Here is a 16921-nt window from a genome sequence, read left to right as displayed (position 1 = left end):
AGGCCTGCCCACGACGCCACGCCATCGAAGCCTCCAGCCCAAGCTGGACACCTACGAATCACACCACCTCGCGCCGCAGCCAATCACAAGCCGATTCCAGCCAGGGCTACTCGGGTCTAGGCAAAGGCCGCCGGCCCGACCGCATCCGGGCGAGGCTGCCTGCTCCGCCGGATCATGGCCGGGTCATCGGGCGCGCGGTACCGCAGGCGTCCGGTGGCTCAGCGGATCGCATTCCCGTCCGAGGGCGATGGTGCTGCCCGCCGCCCCGGACGCTCTCGCCCACGAAACTTGAAGGCCTGTACCGGCGTCGCTAGTATGGCAGCTGGTTGCGAGCGATTCTCAACTGGCTCGCGGCCGGAGGGCTACCGAATGGGTCAGGCTACCATCCCCGTCAGCGCCATCGTCCGCCGCTGCGAGCGGGCCGTGGTGACGGCGTACCGCGAGTTGCGGGATACGGGGGCTGACGACTTCTCGGCTTTCCGGGCCTGCACCACCCTCTACCGCGTCCACCACCCGGAAGCCTCGGTGCAGGAGGCACGGCGGCTGGTGGCCGAATGGATCGACCACCATGTGGTCCACGGCGCGGTCGGCCCCACCCCGGGCTGCGATTGCGACTGAACCGGTCGCCCGACAGGGCAGGGCCCGCGAACCGGCTCAGCTCTTCTCGATGACGAAAGAGACCTTCGCGTTCACGCGGTAGCTCTTGACCTGATCATTCTCCACCGTCGCCTGGAACTCGTTGATGTAGACGGAGCGGATGCCGCGGACCGTCTTGGTTGCCTCGGCGACCGCCTGGCGCGCCGCATCCTCCCAGCTCTGCTCGGACTCGGCGAGCAGTTCGATAACTTTCACGACTGCCATGACGCCCTCCCGGTGCTGGCCCCAATGGGGCAACCGTGGGGAACGGCGAGCGGCCAGGCGCGGTTGCACCGGGGCGTCAAATGGAATCCGGCGCCCGCGCCCAGCCGATCGCGGCGCGGGCCAGGGCATCGATCGTATCCACCACCGGGAAGGGCAGGGCCGGGCCGGCCGCGATGCCGAGCGGGATCTCGGTGCAGCCCAGCACCACCGCCCGCGCCCCGCGCGCGGCGAGCGCCCGCGCCGCCTCGGCCAGCGGCGCGTAGGCTTCCGTCACCCGGTTGGCCTTCACCTCGGCGATCGCGGGCGTGACCAGCCGCGCCATCTCTACGGACGTCGGCACCAGGCAGTCCCAGCCGGCCCCGGCCAGGCCCTCCTGGTACAGGCCCATGGCAAGGGTCGCGGCGGTGCCCATGACGCCGATCGGGCCCGGCGCCACGCCCTGACGGCGGAGATCCGCGGCGGCGGCCTCCACGATGTGCAGGATCGGCAGGCGGGTTGCCGTCTGCATCGGCGCGAACCAGCCATGCGCGGTGTTGCAGGGGATGGCGACGGCGCCGCAGCCCGCGGCCTCCAGCCCGCGGAGGCCGCGCAACAGGGCAGGCAGCGGATCCTCTCCGCCGCCCAGCCGGGCCGCGGTCCGGTCCGGCACGCGCGGGTCGGACCAGAGCACGGTCGGGATATGCTCCTGGTCCCGTTCGGCCGGGGTGAGCAGCGTCAGCCGGACCATGAATTGCGCGCTGGCCAGCGGCCCCATGCCGCCCAGCACGCCGAGCACCTTCTCCGCCACCGCCCCACCTCTCTGCCCCTCGCGGGGCGCATCCTGCCCTATCCGGGCAGCCGCATGAAGTTGGCGCTGGCCGAGGCGCGCGACATCAGTGCCCGCATATCCGGGTCCTCATGCCCGCCCTCGGCGGTCAGCGCCTCCATCGGGCAGAAGAATTCATGCGGATGCGCCACCTGGCTGCGCGCGAAGCCTTCGTAATGCCGGCTCTTCAGCCCGAAGACGACGCGGATGTCCCGCACCGGCAGGGTCAGCGGCCGGGTCGGCTCCTCCCGCAACTGCCGGATCAGCCGCCAGCGCGGCGTCGGGTCATTCGCCTGCACCGGCGAGAGCAGCCATGACACCGGGCAGACCGCCAGCAGGGAAGAGGTGGACGGCGCAAAGCGCGAGCGCTTGTCGAGCAGGTTCTGGAGCGAGGAGCAGGCCTCGATGCAGAGGATGTCCACGTATGGATCGACGGCGGAGGGGCTGAAATGCAGCCACAGCCCGTCCGGCAGGGTACGCAGCCGGTTGGAGCCGGGCAGCTTAAGGAAGGGATGCGCCGGGCTGTCGGCATCGCCCGGGCGGCCGCGCAGCCAGGTGCCGGGCTGCTTCAGGCTGGGGGCGACTCCGGGCGGGCGCTGGGGCCACTTCCTGAGCTGGCGCCGGACCTGACGGTCGAGCGCCACATGGCAGGCGGCGGTAAGAGCCTCGCTCATTGGCAACAATCCTGCATGATCTGTTCGACAAACAGGATAATGCTGTGTGCGAAGCGGGTAGTCCATAAGCCTTTTTCGCTTCGGGCGTGTATTCCTCCTTGTATCGGCAAATAGTTAGATGAGAATTCTTCGCTTTGCTTCCCGTGCCAATTCTACTTCCCGGTCAACAAAAACACCCGCCGGACTGCTCCGGCGGGCGTCTTCGGTGTCATCCTGAAGCAGAATCGTGCCCGTGCCTCGACGCCGATCCGCGATCGACCCTGGCGGCGAAATCAGCTGCGGCGGGTCAGCGGCACATAATCGCGCTGCATCGCGCCGGTGTAGATCTGCCGCGGCCGGCCGATGCGCTGCGACGGATCCTCGATCATCTCCTTCCACTGGCTCACCCAGCCGACCGTGCGGGCCACCGCGAAGAGCACGGTGAACATGCTGGTCGGTATGCCCATCGCCTTCAGGATGATGCCCGAGTAGAAGTCGACGTTCGGATAGAGCTTGCGCGAGACGAAGTAGTCGTCCGAAAGGGCGATCCGCTCCAGCTCCATGGCCATGTCGAGCAGCGGCTCGTCCTTGATGCCCAGCTCGGCAAGGACCTCGTGGCAGGTCTCCTTCATGATCTTCGCGCGCGGGTCGAAGTTCTTGTAGACCCGGTGGCCGAAGCCCATAAGCTTGGTGTGGGAGTTCTTGTCCTTCACCTCGCTGATGAACTGCGGGATGTTCTCCGGCCGGCCGATCTCGGCCAGCATCTTCAGCACCGCCTCATTGGCGCCGCCATGCGCCGGGCCCCAGAGCGCGGCGATGCCGGCGGCGACGCAGGCGAAGGGGTTCGCCCCGGTCGAGCCCGCGAGGCGGACGGTGGAGGTGGAGGCGTTCTGCTCATGGTCGGCGTGCAGGACCAGGATGCGGTCCATGGCGCGCGACAGGATCGGGTTGTTCTTCCAGGGCTCCGCCGGCACGGCGTTGAGCATGTAGAGGAAGTTCTCCGCGTAGCTCAGGTCGTTCCGCGGATACATGAAGGGCTGGCCGATCGAGTACTTGTAGGCCCAGGCCGCGATGGTCGGGATCTTGGCGATCAGCCGGTAGGCCGCGATCTCGCGCTGGCGCGGGTCGTTGATGTCGAGATTGTCGTGGTAGAAGGCGGCCAGCGCGCCGACCACGCCGCAGATCACCGCCATCGGGTGCGCGTCGCGGCGGAAGCCGTCGAAGAAGCGCCGCAGCTGCTCATGCACCATGGTGTGGTAGGTGACGCCCTTGCGGAACGCCTCGAGCTGCGACGGCGTCGGCAACTCCCCGTACATCAGGAGGTAGGAGACCTCGATGAAGTCGGACTGCTCGGCAAGCTGCTCGATGGGGTAGCCGCGATACAGCAGCACGCCGGCATCGCCATCGATATAGGTGATCTTGCTCTCGCAGGACGCGGTCGCGCCGTAGCCGGGATCGAAGGTGAAGACGCCGAGATCGCCGTAGAGCTTGCGGATATCGACCACATCCGGGCCGATGGAGCCGGACAGCACCGGCAGGCTCGTGCTGCGATTGGACCCATCGAGCGTGAAGGTGACGGTCTTTTTCGCCGCCCCGGTTGCCGAGCTGCTCATATCGTATGCGTCCTCGAGGGTTGCGTCGCCTCAAAACGGGGCGGTCGCGTGGTGCGGTGCAAGATATCGGCGCTGGACATAGATTGGCAACGCGCCTTGGCACGAAGCGGGAACGCCCAGGGACCGACTCCGGTCAGAGACCGCGGCGGGATGCCTCGGGCGCCGGCACCGAAGCGGCCCAGAGGCCACGCGCGCCCTCGCGCGCGGCGGCCTCGATGGCACCCAGCGCCGGTGCCGCGCCGGCATCCGCCAGCGCCCAGCCGGCCGCCACCAGGGAGGCATTCACCTCCACCCCGGCCGCCTCGCAGGTGCCGAGCGCGCGGCCATCCCTGTCCTCTCCCCTGACGCGGCAGGTGACGTCGCGTCCGGCGACCAGCGCCGCCAGCGCCTCGGCCGCCGCCGCGCCGCAATCCATGGACTGGCCCGCCGCATCCCGGCAGGTGGCCCGTCCGCGCTCCGGCACCTGCAGGGCGTGCAGCCGCAGCACCTGCGCGCCGAGCCGCAGCGTCTCGCCGTCCAGCACGCGGATATCGCCGGCGCTGGCGCTGATCACGGGCAGCGTGCGCGATGGCGTGAAAAGGTCGCGCGGCACGGCCGTCGAAAGCAGCAGCCCGGACAGCCCGATGCCGGTAGCGGCCGCGAGCGGCAGCCGGAGCCGCGCGGCGGGGCTGGGGCGGAAGATCCGGCGGATGCGCATGCGCGCAGGCCTATCGTGCCCCGCAGGGATTCTGCAACCCCTGGTTCACGGCATGGCGAGGAGACCGGCCGAGGCTTCTCAGGGCCGGGCCCAGGACGGTCCCGCATCCAGCAGATCGTCCCAGGCCCCAAGGGCGCGCTTGCGCGCCGCGCCGACGCGCGCCGTGGCGAAGCCCTCCACCGCGCCCACCGCCCAGGCCGGCACGCTCCCGCCGAGCGAGGCGACCAGGCCGCGCGCCACAGCGGCATCATTGGCGATGCCAAGCTCCTCCTGCAGCGCCGAGAGCCGCTTCTGGAAGCGCCGGGTCGCCTTGCCGGGCCAGAGCGGCGCGAAAAGCTCGGCCGCATAGCGCATGCGCTTCGCTTCCAGCCGCAGCTCGTGCAGCGCCTCGGCCGAATGGTCCTCGATGCCCTCGCCCTCGGAGCAGAGCTTGTGCCAGCGCTTGTCGAGCAGCGCGGCGGCAAAATCCGGCAGCGCCTCCTCCAGCCGCGCCAGGCGCTCCTCCGCCCCTTCCTCGGGCACCCGCCAGGGGCGGCGCAGCAGCAGGCCAAGCCCCGCGAGCACCAGGCGGCGGAAGCCGGGACCCTCCAGCTCCGCCCGCAGCGCCGCATAGGCGGCCTGCCGCTTCGCCTCGGCGGCCTTCAGCAGGGCGGCGATCCGCCTCTCGCCCGGCATCGCCTCGGCGACCTGGGCCCCGAGCCCGCCCAGGAACACGTCCCAGTCCCGCGCCGGACCCAGCCGGTCGGCCAGCGCCTTCAGCCCGGCATCGAATTCCGCCAGCGCCTCGCAGCGCGCCGCCGGGCGGAAGACCTTGAGGACCGAGCGCATGCGGCGCAGCGCGACCCGGGTCTGGTGCACTCCCTCCGGCCCCGCCCCCAGCCGGCAGGCCGGGGCGAAGTGCAGCATCACTTCCAGCAAATGACCGATGGCGCCCAGCAGCGCCGCCTCCACCGTGTCGGCCTCGGCCAGGTTGGGCGGCCCGCGGCGGCGCGGCCGCGGCGCCTCGCCCCGCGCCAGGGCCCGGCCTTCCTCGGCGAGCGTGGCGTGCGGCGGCAGCAGGGGCAGGTCGGCCGCCAAGCGCCCGGCCAGTCCCAGCACCGCCTCCGGCGCACCCTCCAGCAACAGCCGGGCCGCAGGCCGCTCATCCGCCACGGCGCGCAGCTTGCCGGCCAGCAGCGTGGCCTGCACCGGCCCTTCGGGTGTGGCGAGCGGCAGCAGCGTGCGCCGGCCGCTGAAGGCGGCAATCGGGACGGTCGCCTCGGGCGCGGCTTCGGGGTCTTCCAGGAGTTCCGGCGGCGTGCCCGGCAGCCAGGGGCGCCCCGGCGCCGGCATGCTCCGCAGCAGCCGGCGTGGCCCGCGCTGCGGCTGTTCCAGCGCCAAGCCCTCCGCCGCCAGAATGCCCTCCGGGCCGTCCAGCCAGATCAGCTCCTCCGCGGCGGCTCGGCTGCGGCCACCGCGGGCGGCGGCGATGGCGGGGTGGCGGGCCAGGCGTTCCGCCGCGAGGGGATCGAGCGCGAATTCCAGCGCCAGGCGCGCCTCGCCCTCCGGGGTCGTCGCCGGCGGCGCGTCAAGCTCCGCGCTGTCGAGGCTGGTCAGCCGATCGTCTCCGTAGAGTCCGCCGCGAGCAGGTCCCGTGGCTGGATGAACCGTATCAATCGCCCGCCTCCTGGCTCAAGCAGGCGCCAGGGGCCGGCGATGGTGAACTCGGCCAGCGCCCCGGTCGGGTAGCCATCCGCCAGCCGCTGCAGCTCCGGCCCGCCGCGGATGATGCCGCCGGCGCCCGCCAGGGCGAGCGCCAGCTCATGCAGGCCGGGATTGTGCCCGATCAGCAGCAGGCTGCGCGCCGTCTCCGGCACCGCCTGGATCGCCGCCAGCAGGCTGCGCCAGGGCGCCAGGTAGAGCGCATCCATCGGCTCGATCAGCGCGGCATCCTCGAAAGGCGTCAGCGCCTCCAGCGTCTGCAGCGTCCGCCGGGCGGAGGAGACCAGGACGATGTCGGGGGTGAGGCCGAGCTCGCGCATCGCCTGGGCGATGGCGGCGGCGGCCCGGCGGCCGCGCGCATTGAGCGGCCGGGCATGGTCGGAGAGGGCCGGATCGTCCCAAGAGGACTTCGCGTGCCGCAGCAGCAGGAGCTGTCGCATCGCCGGCCATGTTGCCACGGCCCGCTGCGGTTGTCCTGCCCCGATGGCGGCAGCGGCCGGTCCGGAGGTGCCGGCCTATGCCCGAAGCCCTGCCCCGGAGGGCGACAGCCCCTTACGAGGCCGGTGGAAAGGCCCATCTCCGGCGCGCCCCTGCCGCGGATCGGGTTCGAGGTTGAACGGCGATCCGCTGTGGTCTTCTGTTTTTCGAGCGGAGTCACGCGCCCGGTCGTCCACGGCCTCCCGCGAGCCGCTCCAGCCGCGACCGGAGTCTCCCGAGGCATGACCGCCGCCCGCCCTGTCCCTGCTTCCGCCTCGGGCGGCACGGCGTTCGGGCGCCGCGCCCTGCTGGCCCTGCCGCTGCTCGCGGCCGCCCCGGCGATGGCCCTGCCGGCCGAACTCCGGTTCCGGGTGGTGCGGGAGGGCAGCCGGATCGGCACCCATCGCGTCCTCATCGGGCAGGCGGGCGGGCTGCTGACCGCGCGGACCGAGGTGGATATCGCCGTCCGGCTGCTCGGCGTCACCGTCTTCCGCTTCACCCACCGCTTCAGCGAATCCTGGGCCGGCGACCGGCTGCGCAGCGCCGCCTCCCGGCGCGACCGCAACGGTAGCGTGACGGAAATGCGGGCCGAGGCGGTGGAGGGCGCCATCCTGGTGGAGGGCAGCGACGGCCGCTTCCGGCTGCCGGCCGAGGCGGCGCCGCTCTCCTGGTGGGACAGCCGGCGGCTCGGCGGGGTGCTCTTCGCCACCTCCACCGGCCGGCCCATGGAACTGCGCTGGACGAGGAGCGCGCTGCCGGGCGGCGGCACGCTCTGGCGCGCGACGGGCGAGGAGGAGTCGGAGGGCAGCTATGCCGCCGACGGCACCTGGATCGGCTGGCGGACCAGGGCCGAGGATGGCAGCACCGTGGTGTATGAGCGCGCCTGATGCCGGGCGTGCTTCGCGTGGTCCTCGGCGACCAGTGCAGCCGCGGGCTCTCCGCGCTGCGGGACCTCGACCCCGCGCGCGACGTGGTGCTGATGGCGGAGGTGATGGGCGAATGCACCTATGTCCGGCACCACAGGCAGAAGATCGTGCTGGTGCTCTCGGCCATGCGGCATTTCGCCCGGGCGCTGGCCGCGCGCGGCGTGCGGGTGGACCATGTCCGGCTGGATGAGCCGGGGAATACCGGCAGCCTGGCGGGTGAGGTGGCGCGGGCGGCCGCGCGGCATGCGCCGGAGCGGATCGTCTGCACCTTCCCCGGCGAATGGCGCGTGCTGCAGGACATGCAGGGCTGGGAGGCGGCGACCGGCCTCCCGGTCGAGATCCGTGAGGACGACCGCTTCCTCTGCGACCTCGGCTGGTTCCGCCGCTGGGCGCAGGGGCGCAGGCAGTTGCGCATGGAGTTCTTCTACCGCGAGATGCGTCGCGCCACCGGCCTGCTGATGGAGGGCGCGGCGCCGGCCGGCGGTGCCTGGAACTACGATGCCGAGAACCGCAGGCGGCTGGAGGCGGGCGTGGTGCCGCCGGCGCCGCGCCGCTGCCCGCCGGATGCGATCACGCGGGAGGTCATGGCGCTGGTCGAGGCGCGCTTTCCCGACCATTTCGGCAGCCTGGAGGGTTTCGCCTGGCCGGTGACGGCGCGGGAAGCCGAGACGGCGCTGGCCGATTTCATCGTGCACCGCCTGCCGCGCTTCGGCGACTACCAGGACGCCATGGCGACGGGCGAGCCGGTGCTGTTCCACGCCCTGGTCTCCACCAGCCTCAATCTCGGCCTGCTCTCGCCGCGCGCCTGCTGCGAGGCGGCGGAGGCGGCCTGGCGCGCCGGACATGCGCCGCTGAACGCCGTGGAGGGCTTCATCCGCCAGATCCTCGGCTGGCGGGAATATGTGCGGGGGATCTACTGGCTGAAGATGCCGGACTATGCCGGGCTGAACGCGCTGGGGGCGAGGCGGCCGCTGCCCTGGGCCTTCTGGTCCGGCGAGACGCGCATGAACTGCCTGAAGCAGGTGGTGAGGCAGACCCGCGACCTGGCCTATGCTCACCACATCCAGCGGCTGATGGTGACCGGTAATCTCGCGCTGCTCGCCGGGCTGGACCCGGCGCAGGTGAACGAGTGGTACATGGCGGTCTATGCCGACGCCTTCGAATGGGTGGAACTGCCGAACACCCACGGCATGGCGCTGCATGCCGATGGCGGGGTGATGGCGAGCAAGCCCTATGCGGCCTCGGGCGCCTATATCAGCCGCATGTCGGACTATTGCCGCGGCTGCGCCTATGACGCGAAGCAGTCCACCGGGCCCGCGGCCTGCCCGATGAACGCCCTCTACTGGGACTTCGTCGCGCGGCATGCGCAGCGCTTCGCGGCCAACCCGCGCATGGCGATGCCGCTGCAGACGCTGCGGAAGATGGATCCGCAGCGCCTGGCCGCGCTGCGGGAGACGGCGGCGGCCTTCCTGGCGGGGCCGGAGATGGCGCCGGAGCCCGGGCAGTGACCATCCGGGCCGGGCTTGCCCCAGCCGCTGCCGCCTCGCGCCAACGGCCTTGCTCGGCGGCACCTGCGACAGGGGCGACAGCCCGCATCAGAGCCGCCTCTGCGGCCCGCCGCCCGGGCGGCCTTCCTGCGCTGAAGCGGTCACGCATCCGGACCGTTGGGATCAGCTCAGGATGAAATCACTCGCCGCCAGCGCATGGAGGCCGATGACCTCGATCTCGGCCTCCGGCCCCGCGGGCAGCTCCGGCTCGCTGCCCGGCGAGGAGGGCTGCCTGGCCGAGACGAGCTGGATGATCGTATTGCCATTCTCGGTGGTGGTGCGGACCTGCAGGGCGAGGCTCGCCTGGAAGTCGCCATTGCCGAGGAAGACCGCCCCGGGCACCGGGCTGTCGGGGATGCCGAGGGCGCTGGCGAGGGCCGAGAGGTCGATGACGTCCTCGCCCTTCCCGAAATCGAGGATGATGTCGCGGTTGCCGGCGCCGACGCCGCTCTCCGGCCCGCCATAGACACCGGAGTCGCGGGCGAAGCGGAAGGTGTCGGCGCCCGCCTCGCCGGCCAGCAGATCGATGCCGGCGCTGCCCAGCAGCGTGTCATTCCCCGCGCCGCCGACCAGCGTATCATCGCCGCCAGCGCCGTCGAGCAGGTCGTCCCCTTCCTCGCCAAGGAGAAGGTCGGCCTGGTCCATGGACCAATTGGCCGAATAGCCGCCCTCCATGAAGCTCGACAGGCTGCTGCCGAGCCCGCCATGGAGGCGATCATGCCCGCTGCCACCCAGGAGGGTATCGGCGCCGAGGCCGGCCGTGATCGTGTCGTCCCCGTCGCCGCCGAGCAGCAGGTTGCCCTCCCCGGCCGGCGGCACATGGGGGGGCAGGCCCGGCAGGTCGCCCTGGATGACATCCTGTCCGCCGCCACCCAGGATCGTATCGGGGCCGGCGCCGCCCGTGAGGCTGTCATCGCCGCCGAGGCCGAGGATGCTGTCCCCGGCTTCCGTGCCCGTCAGGGTGTCGGCTGCCTCGGTGCCGGTAAGCGTCGCCATGGGCGTTCCTCCCGCAGAGTCCCGTCAGGCCGGTCATGCCAACCGACCCACCCACTGACCCCTGCAGCGCGGGCACCAGCCCGCGCCGCGGCAGCGTCTGCGGCCCGCCGCAAGTGCGGCGTTCCTGCCGGGATGCGGTCCGCATCCGGGCCGCTGGTATAAGCCCGGCCCCCGCGGCAGGTTCCGTGTCGCGGCGCCGGGCGGCACGCCGGCTTGCGCCGGCCGCCGGCCCGCGCGACACCTGCGGCCTCGCCATGCCGGAGGCACCCATGCCCGTCCCGCGTCGTACCGCGCTGCTCGGTGGCTTCGCCGCCACGCTCGCCGTGCCTGCCCTGGCCCCCAACGCGGCACAGGCCTTCCCGACCCGCCCGGTCCGCATCGTCGTCCCGATCGCGCCGGGCGGCGCCAATGACATCATCGCCCGCATGGTCAGCGAGAAGCTGCCTGCCGTGCTCGGCCAGCCCGTGGTGGTGGAGAACCGCCCCGGCGCGGGCGGCAATATCGGCGCCGATGCGGTGGCGAAGGCGGAGAAGGACGGCCATACGCTGCTCTTCACCAGCGCCAATGTGCTGACCGCCAACAAATGGCTCTATGGCCGCCGCATGCCCTTCGAGGCGCTGCGCGACTTCGCGCCGGTCAGCCGCGTCGGCATCGGGACCATCCTGATGGTCTGCAACGCCGGCCGCCCCTGGAAGAGCTTCCAGGAGCTGATCGCCCATGCGAAGGCCAATCCGGGGCGCGTCACCATGGGCAGCAGCGGCACCGGCACCATCAGCCATCTGTACATGGAGAAGGTGAAGCGCGCCGCCGGCGTCGACATCACCCATATCCCCTATCGCGGCGGCGCGCCGGCCATCACCGACCTGGTCGCCGGCACCATCGACATCATGTTTGATGTCATCCCGGCGCTGCTGCCGCATATCCGGGAAGGGCGCTTCCGCCCACTCGCCGCGGGCAGCGCGAAGCGGATCGACTACGTCCCCGAACTCGCCCATCTGCCGGGCATGGCGGAGCTGCTGCCGGGCTCCGACATCGACGCGCTGAACTGGTGGAGCGTGGTCGCGCCCGCCGGCACGCCGGCGCCGGTGCTGGCGCAGCTCAACGACGCGATCCGCCAGGTGATGGGGCAGGAGGAGGTGCGGCGGCGCCTGCTCGAGCTTACCATCCTGCCGACGGTGGACGAGACGCCGGAGGCCTTCGGCGCCTTCTGGCGGTCCCAGATGCCCATCTGGCAGGCGCTGGTCGAGGAGTCCGGCGCGACCGCGGAATAGGAGAGGCGAGCATGGCCTACGAGACCGAATGGATGCGGCTGACGGCGGAGGAGCTGCGCGCCCGGGCCGCCGAGGACGCGCTGGTGATCGTCCCGGTCGCCTCGCTGGAGCAGCACGGGCCGCATATGGCGACGGGCGTGGATATCATCCTCGCCTCCGGCGTCGCAGCGCGCACCGCGGCGGGCCTGGTGGACGCGGGCGCGAAGGTGGTGGTGACGCCCTGCGTCTGGACCGGCCTCGCCGAGCACCACATGGAGTTCGGCGGCACCGTCACGCTGGACTATGCGGGCTTCGCGGGCGTGCTGCGGGGCATCGTGAGGTCGGCCGCGCGGCATGGCTTCCGGCGGGTGATGCTGCTGAACGGCCATGGCGGCAATGCCGAGGCGGTGATGGTCGCGGCCTCGGAATTCACCATCGAGTTCGGCATCAAGGTCGCGGCCGGCACCTACTGGCACATGGTGCCGGAGGTGATCGCGCCGATCCTGGAGCGGCAGGCCGGCCTGATGCATGCCTGCGAGGCCGAGACCAGCATGATGCTGACGCTCCACCCCGACAGCGTGCGGCAGGCGCGGTTGCCGGAGGCGCATGGGCCGATGTCCACGCGCGTGGAGGGCCAGCCTCCCGGCCTGGCGCTCCGCCGCTCCTTCCGCGCGCTCTCCGAGACGGGCGTCGTCGGCGATGCGCGGGTGGCGAGCGCGGAGAAGGGTGAGAGGCTGCTCTCGGCCATCTCGGCGAAGCTCACGGAGCTGCTGCTGAACCCGAAGCTCTGGGCCTAGCGCAGTCGCGGAGGGGCGTTCAGTCATGAACGTATTCCGCCGTGGCGCAGATCGCGGGCCTGGGCGTGATCCTGCGCAAAGACAAGGACCTGCTGTGGCCCTCCGGCAGCCCGTGGCCTGGGCCATCATCCGCTGCTCCGCTTGGCCTCCGGGTGCAGCGACTTGCCGAGGATGTGCTGGTCCCGCCCGATGACATGCGCCGTGCTGCCGACGATCAGCGGGTCCGGCGCATGCACCACATGCGGGTCCTTGTCGGGGTAGGGCAGGGCCGCCAGGAAGTGCCGCATGCATTCCAGCCGCGCCCGCTTCTTGTCGTCCGACTTCACGATGGTCCAGGGCGCATCGGCGGTGTCGGTGTAGAAGAACATCGCCTCCTTCGCCTCGGTGTAGTCGTCCCACTTGTCGAGGCTGGCCTTGTCGATCGGCGACAGCTTCCACTGCTTCAGCGGATCGGTCTCACGCGCCAGGAAGCGACGCGCCTGCTCCTCCCGCGTCACGCTGAACCAGAACTTGAACAGCCGGAGGCCGGAGCGGGTGATCATCCGCTCCATTTCCGGGCATTGCCGCATGAATTCCAGGTACTCGGCCGGGCTGCAGAAGCCCATCACCCGCTCCACGCCCGCGCGGTTGTACCAGGAGCGGTCGAAGAAGACGATCTCGCCGCCCGAGGGCAGGTGCTGGATGTAGCGCTGGAAATACCACTGCGTGCGCTCGCGCTCGGAGGGCTTCTCGAGCGCCACGATGCGGGCGGCGCGCGGGTTCAGGTGCTCCATGAAGCGCTTGATGGTGCCACCCTTGCCGGCGGCGTCGCGTCCCTCGAACAGGATGGCGATGCGCTCGCCACTCTCCTTCACCCAGGTCTGCGCCTTCAGCAACTCGACCTGGAGCGGCTTCACGCGCTGCTGGTATTCCTTCTCGGTCAGCTTGGTGGCGTAAGGGAATTCGCCGGTCTCGAAGGCGCGCCGCACGGCTTCCGGGTCATGCGCCGGCCGGGTTGGCGCCCGGCGCGGCCGCGGCCTCAACAGATCCCCCGCCGCGCTGCCGATCGAGCGCGCGCTGTCCACCGGCGGCGCCGGTATCTCGGTGGTCACGATGTCCTCGGCCATGCTGTCCCCTCTTGTCGCGGCGCAACAAGGCTGCGCCCGGCGGCGCGGCCGCCCCATGATCCAGGTCAATCCAATGCTGATGCGGACCGGCTTTCGGCTGTCCTAACCGGGCGGATCCAGGGCGCGGGGCCTTGACCTGGCGGCCGGGGAGCCATGCCGGGCCGGCGCGATGCGGCAGGTTGCCGGCCGGCGGGCACGGGGCGAGCATGGCGCGAGACAGGACGGAACCCGCCAGGATGACCGCAACGCCGCCCGGGCCATTGGCCGACCCACCGATCCTTGCGGGCCATGCCGCCTGGGCCGCGCTCGCCGTGCCGCCGCCCGGCATCGCCTTCGCGCGGGAGGAGGGGCGGCTCGACCCCGCCGAGTTCACCGCCGTGGTGCGCGCTTCCGGCCTCGGCCGGCCGGTGGAGGACGCGGCGCGCATGGCGGCGATGCTGGCGGGCGCCAACCTGGTCGTCACGGCGCGGGACGCGGCGGGAAGGCTCGCCGGCGTCGCCCGCTCGGTCACCGACTTCGCCTATTGCTGCTACCTCTCCGATCTCTGCGTCGATCCCGCCTGGAAGGGCCGCGGCATCGGCCGGGCGCTGATCGCCGAGACCAAGCGCATCCTTGGCCCCGGCTGCATGCTGCTGTTGCTCTCGGCGCCCGAGCCGATGACCTGGTACCCTAAGCTCGGCATGGAGCGGGTGCCGAACGGCTTCATCATCCGGCGGGATGGGTAGCGCCGGGCAGGTCCTTTGCCATCAGCACTGTCGGCCGGCCGAGCCAAAGTTCCGTGCCCAGCGCCTGCCAGCCGCGCGCCGCGTAGAAGGCCGATCGGTCCATGGTGTGGAGGTAGAGCCGGCGGTGCCCGAGCGCCGCCGCCACGGCCTCGACATGCCCGACGAGGCGCGTCCCGATGCCCCGGCGGCGCGCCGCCGGCGCCACAAGCACACTCGCCAGCCAGGGCGCCAGATCCGGACGGCCGGCGAGGTCCTCCGTGTCGAGCGTCGCCGTGCCGAGCGGCCGGCCCGCCTCCTCCGCGACGAAGCTGATGGGCGCCGCGGGTCCGGCCGCGGCGCGCAGGAAGGCGCGGGTCGCCGGCAGCGTCCAGCCTTCCGCCGCCCACCATGTCGCATGCAGCCAGCCGCCTATTTCGACGACATGCCGCGTCTCCGCGACCGGCCGGATGGTCACCACCGCAGGTCGATCCAGGAGAGGTGCCCGCCCTTGCCGGCGCCGGTGTCGAGGAAGACCGCCAGGCCGCCGTCAGCGCCCTCCTGCACATAGGGCCGGCCGTCCGGCGACCGGCGGTCATGCCCGCAATAGAGCGTCATGCCGGGCGGTATGCGGTCCACCCAGCCATGCACCCGGTCCGGGTAGCCATCCGTCCGGAAGCGGCCGGTCACCTGGCCGAACAGGGCGCGGGAGAGCAGCGGGTCGGGCTTCTGCACCCCGGCATCGGGCGGGGAGGGGCGGAGCAGCATGGCCGGGTGCCAGCCGGCATGGACGAAGAGCCAGTTGTTCATCCGTAGCCAGGCCGGCGCGACGGCAATCTCCGCCACGGCGCGCCGCTTCAGCGCCTCACCATCCGGCGCGGCGGCCAACTGGGCCAGCGTCCGGCCCAGTCCTTCCGGCGGGACATGCACCCGCTGCCCGGTCAGCACGCGGCGCAGCTTGTGGTCGTGGTTGCCCAGCAGGAAGCGGCCGCGCCGCGCATCCAGCAGGCCGAAGATGAGTCGGAGCGCGCCCGGGCTGTCCGGCCCGTGATCCGTCAGGTCGCCGAGCTGGAGCAGGAAAAGCCGCTCCGCCTCCGCCCCCGCGACCGCATGCGCGAAGGCCACCGCATCCCCATGCACGTCGCCGACCACGCGCAGCCCGGCGAAGCCGCGCCGCTGCAGGTCGGCCATGGCGGGATCGGTCACGCGGCCGGCTCCTCCGCCCCGCCGCCGAGCGCGGCGAAGGCCGCGAGGGCGCGCTGCCGCCCCTCGGCCGGGCCGACGACGGGGCGCGGATAGTCGCGCCCAAGCGTGACGCCGGCGCCGCGCAGCACCGCCTCGGGTGCCTCCCAGGGCCGGTGGAGCCACCGGTCGGGCAGCCGCGCCAGTTCCGGCAGGAAGCGCCGGACATAGCGGCCGGCGGGGTCGAATTTCTCGCCCTGCAGCACCGGGTTGAAGATGCGGAAATAGGGTGCGGCATCGCTGCCGCTGCCCGCCACCCATTGCCAGGAGGCGCTGTTGGAGGCGAGGTCGGCATCCACCAGCGTGTCCCAGAACCATGCGGCTCCGGCCTGCCAGGGCTGCAGCAAGTGTTTCACCAGGACGGAGGCCGCGATCATCCGCACCCGGTTGTGCATCCACCCCAGGCGCCAGAGCTGGCGCATGCCGGCATCGACGATGGGGTAGCCGGTGCGCCCGTGCTGCCAGGCGCGAAGCAGGGCGGCATCGGGCTGCCAGGGGAAGCCGGTGAAGCGCTCACGCAAAGCGCGCTCGGGCATTTCGGGGCGGTGCCAAAGGAGGTGGTAGGAGAATTCGCGCCAGAGGATTTCCGACAGGAAAGGCCAACTCACGGAGAGGTCGCCGGGTTGCGCCCGCCGCACCGCATGCCAGACTTGGCGGGGCGAGATTTCCCCCCAGCGCAGATGCGGCGAGAGGCCGGAGGTACCCTCCATCCCCGGGTCGTTGCGCTGCGCCCCGTATCCCGCGACCGGCCCGGAGAGGAAGCGCGCGAGCCGCGCCTGCGCCCCGGCCTCGCCCGGTGTCCAGAGCGTGCCGAACGCCGCCGCCCAGTCCGGCTCGCCCGGGACGGGGTAGAGGCCAAGCTCGCCGAGCGTCTCGCCAGGTGGCGGCGCGGCGACGGGCTGCAGGCGCTCGGGCCCCGGCAGCGGCGCGTCGGGCTCGCCGAGCGCAGCGACCGCCTTGGCGAAAGGTGTATAGACGGCATAGGGCTTGCCGCTGCCGCTCATGACCTTGGCCGGTTCGCGCAGCACGGCGGAGGTGCAGAGGCGGAGCCTGCGGCCGGCGGCCGCGAGTGCCTCGGCGATCCGCCTGTCGCGCTCGCGCGCCCAGGGCTCGTAGAGCCGCCCGGCAAGGACTTCCGTCGCGCCGATCGATCCGGCGAGCGCGGGGATGACGATTTCGGCGCGCCCGCGTGCCAGCAGCAGCGGCGCGCCGCGCATGGCGAGTTCCGCGCCCAGCGCGGCGAGCGACTGCCGCAGCCACCAGCGTGCGGCGCCACCAGGGGCCCAGACGCCGGCGGCCTCGTCGTCCAGCACGAAGACCGGCAGCACGGGCCGCCCGGCCACGGCATGCAGCGCGGGATTGTCGGCGAGGCGAAGATCCTGGCGGAACCAGAGCAGGGCGGGACTGTCCATTCCGGACATGTAGGGGCCATGCCGGCGGAACGCGACACTCCCGATCGGGGCGCGATGGCGGGAATGCCGGTGCGGTTCCCTGCGTCGCGGTGCGCAGGACGACAGGCGGCATCGGCCATTCCCTGGCCCTGGGCGTG

Annotated in this window: 18 protein-coding genes; 6 read left to right on the top strand and 12 right to left on the bottom strand. The window is 71.9% G+C overall.

Annotated elements, in window-relative coordinates; all coding sequences use genetic code 11:
* Window positions 1-369: 369 nt before the first annotated feature.
* On the top strand, window positions 370-618 hold the full coding sequence (locus tag LHA35_RS19560) for a hypothetical protein (protein WP_226611232.1): 249 nt from the start codon (window positions 370-372) through the stop codon (window positions 616-618).
* Window positions 619-654: 36 nt separating this feature from the next.
* Here LHA35_RS19560 and LHA35_RS19555 read toward each other — a convergent pair whose 3' ends face one another.
* The 7 genes from LHA35_RS19555 to LHA35_RS19525 all read right to left on the bottom strand — a co-directional run bounded on the left by LHA35_RS19555 (window position 655) and on the right by LHA35_RS19525 (window position 6770).
* Window positions 655-861, bottom strand: a complete 207-nt coding sequence (locus tag LHA35_RS19555) for a dodecin family protein (RefSeq protein ID WP_226611230.1) — start codon at window positions 859-861, stop codon at window positions 655-657.
* Between the two features lie 76 nt (window positions 862-937).
* Window positions 938-1648, bottom strand: a complete 711-nt coding sequence (gene cuyB, locus LHA35_RS19550; protein WP_226611228.1) for a cysteate racemase — start codon at window positions 1646-1648, stop codon at window positions 938-940.
* A gap of 38 nt (window positions 1649-1686) precedes the next feature.
* Complete coding sequence (locus LHA35_RS19545; protein ID WP_226611226.1) at window positions 1687-2340, bottom strand: hypothetical protein; 654 nt, start codon at window positions 2338-2340, stop codon at window positions 1687-1689.
* 272 nt (window positions 2341-2612) lie between these two features.
* Window positions 2613-3932, bottom strand: a complete 1320-nt coding sequence (gene gltA, locus LHA35_RS19540; RefSeq protein ID WP_226611223.1) for a citrate synthase — start codon at window positions 3930-3932, stop codon at window positions 2613-2615.
* Window positions 3933-4065: 133 nt separating this feature from the next.
* Window positions 4066-4629 carry a thermonuclease family protein gene (locus LHA35_RS19535; protein ID WP_226611221.1) on the bottom strand — a complete coding sequence of 188 codons (564 nt, stop codon included), beginning with the start codon at window positions 4627-4629 and terminating at the stop codon, window positions 4066-4068.
* Window positions 4630-4707: 78 nt separating this feature from the next.
* A complete protein-coding gene (locus tag LHA35_RS19530) occupies window positions 4708-6009 on the bottom strand; it encodes a CYTH and CHAD domain-containing protein (protein WP_226611219.1) in 1302 nt (433 codons plus the stop codon).
* Window positions 6010-6221: 212 nt separating this feature from the next.
* Complete coding sequence (locus LHA35_RS19525; RefSeq protein ID WP_226611217.1) at window positions 6222-6770, bottom strand: SixA phosphatase family protein; 549 nt, start codon at window positions 6768-6770, stop codon at window positions 6222-6224.
* 279 nt (window positions 6771-7049) lie between these two features.
* Between LHA35_RS19525 and LHA35_RS19520 the strand changes: the two genes are divergently transcribed.
* Window positions 7050-7694 (top strand): DUF6134 family protein, encoded by a 645-nt coding sequence (locus tag LHA35_RS19520; protein WP_226611215.1) that lies wholly within the window; start codon window positions 7050-7052, stop codon window positions 7692-7694.
* On the top strand, window positions 7694-9241 hold the full coding sequence (locus LHA35_RS19515) for a cryptochrome/photolyase family protein (protein ID WP_226611213.1): 1548 nt from the start codon (window positions 7694-7696) through the stop codon (window positions 9239-9241). The genes LHA35_RS19520 and LHA35_RS19515 overlap by 1 nt, the downstream gene beginning before the upstream one ends.
* 162 nt (window positions 9242-9403) lie before the next feature.
* Here the strand turns inward: LHA35_RS19515 and LHA35_RS19510 are convergent, their stop codons facing one another.
* The gene (locus LHA35_RS19510) at window positions 9404-10276 is read right to left on the bottom strand and encodes a calcium-binding protein (RefSeq protein ID WP_264185653.1); all 873 of its coding nucleotides are present in this window, start codon (window positions 10274-10276) and stop codon (window positions 9404-9406) included.
* A gap of 269 nt (window positions 10277-10545) precedes the next feature.
* Here LHA35_RS19510 and LHA35_RS19500 point away from each other — a divergent pair, with 269 nt between their 5' ends.
* Entirely contained in the window at window positions 10546-11547 is a 1002-nt protein-coding gene (locus LHA35_RS19500; RefSeq protein WP_226611211.1) for a Bug family tripartite tricarboxylate transporter substrate binding protein, read from the top strand.
* A gap of 11 nt (window positions 11548-11558) precedes the next feature.
* Entirely contained in the window at window positions 11559-12323 is a 765-nt protein-coding gene (locus LHA35_RS19495; protein WP_226611209.1) for a creatininase family protein, read from the top strand.
* Between the two features lie 125 nt (window positions 12324-12448).
* Here LHA35_RS19495 and ppk2 read toward each other — a convergent pair whose 3' ends face one another.
* Window positions 12449-13429 carry a polyphosphate kinase 2 gene (gene ppk2, locus LHA35_RS19490; protein WP_226611207.1) on the bottom strand — a complete coding sequence of 327 codons (981 nt, stop codon included), beginning with the start codon at window positions 13427-13429 and terminating at the stop codon, window positions 12449-12451.
* 236 nt (window positions 13430-13665) lie between these two features.
* On the opposite strand from ppk2, the gene LHA35_RS19485 reads away from it, so the two are divergent.
* The gene (locus LHA35_RS19485) at window positions 13666-14154 is read left to right on the top strand and encodes a GNAT family N-acetyltransferase (protein WP_226611205.1); all 489 of its coding nucleotides are present in this window, start codon (window positions 13666-13668) and stop codon (window positions 14152-14154) included.
* Here the strand turns inward: LHA35_RS19485 and LHA35_RS19480 are convergent.
* Genes LHA35_RS19480 through LHA35_RS19470 form a run of 3 tightly spaced genes read right to left on the bottom strand, consistent with a single transcriptional unit; the run spans window position 14135 to window position 16784 of the window.
* Window positions 14135-14608 (bottom strand): GNAT family N-acetyltransferase, encoded by a 474-nt coding sequence (locus LHA35_RS19480; RefSeq protein WP_226611203.1) that lies wholly within the window; start codon window positions 14606-14608, stop codon window positions 14135-14137. The two genes, LHA35_RS19485 and LHA35_RS19480, sit on opposite strands and share 20 nt — an antisense overlap.
* Entirely contained in the window at window positions 14605-15336 is a 732-nt protein-coding gene (locus LHA35_RS19475; protein ID WP_338050925.1) for a metallophosphoesterase, read from the bottom strand. The genes LHA35_RS19480 and LHA35_RS19475 overlap by 4 nt, the downstream gene beginning before the upstream one ends.
* Window positions 15333-16784: a cryptochrome/photolyase family protein gene (locus LHA35_RS19470; RefSeq protein WP_226611201.1), complete on the bottom strand. Its 1452-nt coding sequence runs from the start codon at window positions 16782-16784 to the stop codon at window positions 15333-15335. The genes LHA35_RS19475 and LHA35_RS19470 overlap by 4 nt, the downstream gene beginning before the upstream one ends.
* Window positions 16785-16921: the final 137 nt, after the last annotated feature.

The sequence above is a fragment of the Roseicella aerolata genome (assembly GCF_020523605.1).
GTDB classification, from domain to species: domain Bacteria; phylum Pseudomonadota; class Alphaproteobacteria; order Acetobacterales; family Acetobacteraceae; genus Paracraurococcus; species Paracraurococcus aerolatus.
This window is presented reverse-complemented; position numbering and strand designations above follow the sequence as displayed.